This window comes from Staphylococcus sp. EG-SA-2 (assembly GCF_017152085.1).
Window position 1 is genome coordinate 1 of the sequence record NZ_JACYHC010000526.1, and the last position, 3,770, is coordinate 3,770.

The window sequence follows — 3,770 nt, forward strand, 5'->3', positions numbered from 1 at the left end:
ATAATATTGCAGTTGGGCTATCTGGAACAAAAATCTTAAAATGCCACGGCGTATGACTTAATTGTTCACCATACCATATATAACCATAAATCATCCCTAATATATTACAAATGAGTAGCATCATTAACCAAGAACGTTGATAAAGTGTATATTGCCAAAATGTATTAATCGTCATCTGCTAAGTCCTCAAATTGATTATGTTTATTTACTAGCTTGAGTGTATTTAAAATTTGCGTTAGTTGATAAAAACGTTGCTTTTCATTCATCTGTAAACTTAAATCAATATTGTGTAACAAGTAATCTATTAATAACGCATGTTTATGCCGATCTATAGCCATACTATTTAAGTCATGAAGATAAGTTTGATAACTGGGCGATTCCGTTAGTTGAGCAACTATTAAATCATCTAGCCTTTGCTCACGCTTTGACACGTTTGCGAAGTGAATTTGAATATCAAAAGCACAGTTATGATTAGCGATATAATCAAATATTTCATTTGTATTCATTAACTTTATATTACGCTTAGTAAATTGAATTGCAGAAGCGTGACTTCCCACTTCTGCAATTTCTAATGTTTCATGATGATTAATTTTTGTATCTACAAAATGAATGTTTGCCAATTTCGCCTCATTCACTTTTATATAGTTAAGCACCCAAACTGCAATACGCGACTTAAATCGATATTGAAAAAGTAAATATTCAATAAAACTTTCTTTAATTTGATTGAGTGTCTCTGACATCAAATACCCCATTTTAAGATTGCAATCTTGATAATTCGTCATGCCAATTTTCGTTACTTGGCTCTAGTTCCAACAATTGATTTAAAATAGTAATTGCTTGTTCCTTTTGACCAATTTCAATTAAATAGAAATAATAATCACTCATAAAATCAATATTTGTTTTCATCGTTGGATATGCTAATTCAAAGAAATGTTGAGCTTCTTTATCTCGCTCTTCTTGACCATAGGCGAACGCTAAATGCCACATGAATGTAGGATCCAAATCTTCTTCATCTACATATGTTAATAATTCAATGATTGCTTCATAATCTTCTTCATTACGATATAAATCGCTTAAAATCAATAAAGGTTCTTGGTAAGCATTATCAACCTCTAATGCTTGTTTTAACAATAATACACCTTCATTAGCATCGCCGTGTTCTATTTCCAAACATCCAGTTGTATACATTAACTCTTTATAAAATTGACTTAGTCGTAATCCTTCTTTACCCGTCTCAATGGCATCTGGATAATTTTTTTCATTTTCATATAATGATTGTAAATACAAGTAGCCTTGAATATAATCAGGATCTTTAGAAAGTAATGTAGTCATTATTTTAATTGCTTCTTGAGTGATGTCATTTTTATCGTAAGAAATGGCTTTTTTGAGATAATCTTCTGAAGTCATTTCATCTTCATTAATTTCATCGTATAAGCGAATCGCATCACTATAGTTACCACTTTGTAAACTACAATCTGCCATACGAGAGAATAAGTTTACACCATTAACTTGATATTCACCAGTTTCTAAAACGGTTTCGTATTCAGAGGTAGCACGTAAATATTGACCATCATAATATAACATTTCAGCCAATGCAAAATGGATTATTGGATCATTTGGCTCTAGTTCAAGTGCTTCTTGTAATTTATCAATAGCAACTTCCATCATATTAATTTGTTGATATAAATCTGCTTCTAACATCAACTTTTCAGGTGATGGTTCAACATAACTTAAATATTCTAACGCTTCGTCAGTTTGATTTTCAGACATTAAACCTTCAATAAAATAAATCAGCAATTCACTTTCGTCTGGATATTTGTGATATAACACGCGGAATACTTCCAAACCTTGTGGCATTAATCCAAAATTGTAAAGTGTCTCTCCTAGAATAAATAATGCGTCATCGTTGTCAGTAGTTATTGCTTCATTAACACGAGAGTCTAAATTTTCTAGTTTTTGTAGATTGATATCGTCTATTAATTTATAGATATCTTCCATTTTATATTATCCCTCATTTTCTAAAAGCTTTAGTTTTGGTAAAAATCCTGGAAATGATACATTTACAGCATCAAATTGTTTGATTTTGACAGGCTCGCTTGAAAGTAGAGAAGCAACTGCAAGCATCATTCCTATTCGATGATCAGTTAAACTATCAACTGTTGCATTTGTTTTAAATTCTGACGGATGAATAATCAATCCATCATTAGTTGGTTGTAATTCAAACCCTAACAAGTTTAACATATCAGCCGTTGTATCAATTCTATTTGTTTCTTTTACTTTTAATTCCTCGGCATCTTTAATTGTACTCGTGCCAACTGCTTGTGTACAAAGTAATGCTATTACAGGCAGTTCATCAATTGCTTTTGGAACTAATTCTCCTTCGATTGTTATTGGTTGAAGCATTGGTGTGTATTGAATACGAATAGAAGCAGTAGGTTCAGCACCAGTTGTTTGATTGAAAAGTTGGATATTACCGCCCATTTTTTCAACAATATCAATAATACCTGAACGTGTTGGATTGATTCCAACATTATGAATTGTTACATCACTTTCTGGTGTGATAAGTGCTGCAACAATAAAGAACGCTGCAGATGAAATATCGCCAGGAACATGAAAATCTGCAGGTTTAATATGTTGAATGGCATCAGGGGTTGTAGTTATTGATAACCTTTCTGCTTCAATTGGAATATTAAAATGTCTGAACATCGTCTCAGTATGATTTCGACTTACATCTAATTCCTTTATTACCGTTGTATCATTTGAAAACAAACTTGCAAATAAAATGGCACTTTTTACTTGTGCACTTGCAACTTCCATTTGATAATTTATACCTTTTATGACAGATGGCTTAATAATTAATGGTGTATAATTATCTTCAATACCTTCAATATTCGCATCCATAAGTTTCAATGGTCTCAAGACACGATCCATTGGCCTTTTACCAATTGAAACATCGCCAGACAAAACACTTTCAATACCTAAACCACTTAACAAACCTGCCAATAATCGTGTTGTCGTACCAGAATTACCTGTATACAATACTTGATGTGGCGTGTTAAAAGATTGATATCCTGGGGAAGTCACAACTAATTTTTCATCATCTTCTTTGATTTCTACACCTAACAGTCGGAAAATGTCCATCGTACGACGACAATCTTCGCCAAGTAGTGGCTTATATATAGTAGATACACCTTCAGCTAGCGACGCCAACATGATTGCACGGTGTGTCATTGACTTATCGCCCGGCACTTCTATTTCGCCCTTTAACGGACCTGAAATATCAATGATTTGTTCATTTACCATTTCATTCACCTACTTAAAATATGTTTTTAATTGTTCACATGCATGTTGTAATGTTAGTTGATCAACATGTTGTACAACGATATCTCCAAATTGTCTAATCAAGACCATTTGTACACCTTGCTTATCATTCTTTTTATCACTTAGCATATATTCGTATAACGTTTCAAAATCCAAGTCAGTTATCATGTCTAAAGGATAACCGAGTTGTATTAAATATTGAATATAATGATTAATTTCATGCTTAGAATCAAACAAAGCATTCGCAACTATAAATTGATAGATAATGCCAACCATCACTGCATGACCATGAGGTATTTTATGATAGTATTCAACAGCATGCCCAAATGTATGACCTAAATTTAAAAATTTACGTACACCTTGTTCTTTTTCATCTGCAACAACAATATCCAGCTTCGTTTCAATACCTTTAGCAATATATTTATCCATACCATTTAATGACTGTAATA

The 3,770-nt window shown here is 32.3% G+C and carries 5 protein-coding genes; all 5 read right to left on the bottom strand.

Features of this window, described 5'->3' with window-relative positions:
• A partial coding sequence (locus IDG60_RS08625) for a DUF1405 domain-containing protein (RefSeq protein ID WP_206160623.1) occupies positions 1–175 on the bottom strand: 175 nt, incomplete at its 3' end.
• Positions 165–740 carry a YpiB family protein gene (locus IDG60_RS08630; RefSeq protein WP_000005212.1) on the bottom strand — a complete coding sequence of 192 codons (576 nt, stop codon included), beginning with the start codon at positions 738–740 and terminating at the stop codon, positions 165–167. The genes IDG60_RS08625 and IDG60_RS08630, both read right to left, overlap by 11 nt.
• 13 nt (positions 741–753) lie before the next feature.
• The gene (locus IDG60_RS08635; RefSeq protein ID WP_000389524.1) at positions 754–1,998 is read right to left on the bottom strand and encodes a tetratricopeptide repeat protein; all 1,245 of its coding nucleotides are present in this window, start codon (positions 1,996–1,998) and stop codon (positions 754–756) included.
• A 6-nt stretch (positions 1,999–2,004) separates the two neighbouring features.
• Complete coding sequence (aroA, locus tag IDG60_RS08640; RefSeq protein WP_206160622.1) at positions 2,005–3,303, bottom strand: 3-phosphoshikimate 1-carboxyvinyltransferase; 1,299 nt, start codon at positions 3,301–3,303, stop codon at positions 2,005–2,007.
• Positions 3,304–3,312: 9 nt separating this feature from the next.
• Positions 3,313–3,770, bottom strand: a 458-nt coding sequence (locus IDG60_RS08645; protein WP_481906086.1) for a 3-dehydroquinate synthase family protein, incomplete at its 5' end; no start/stop codon positions are given.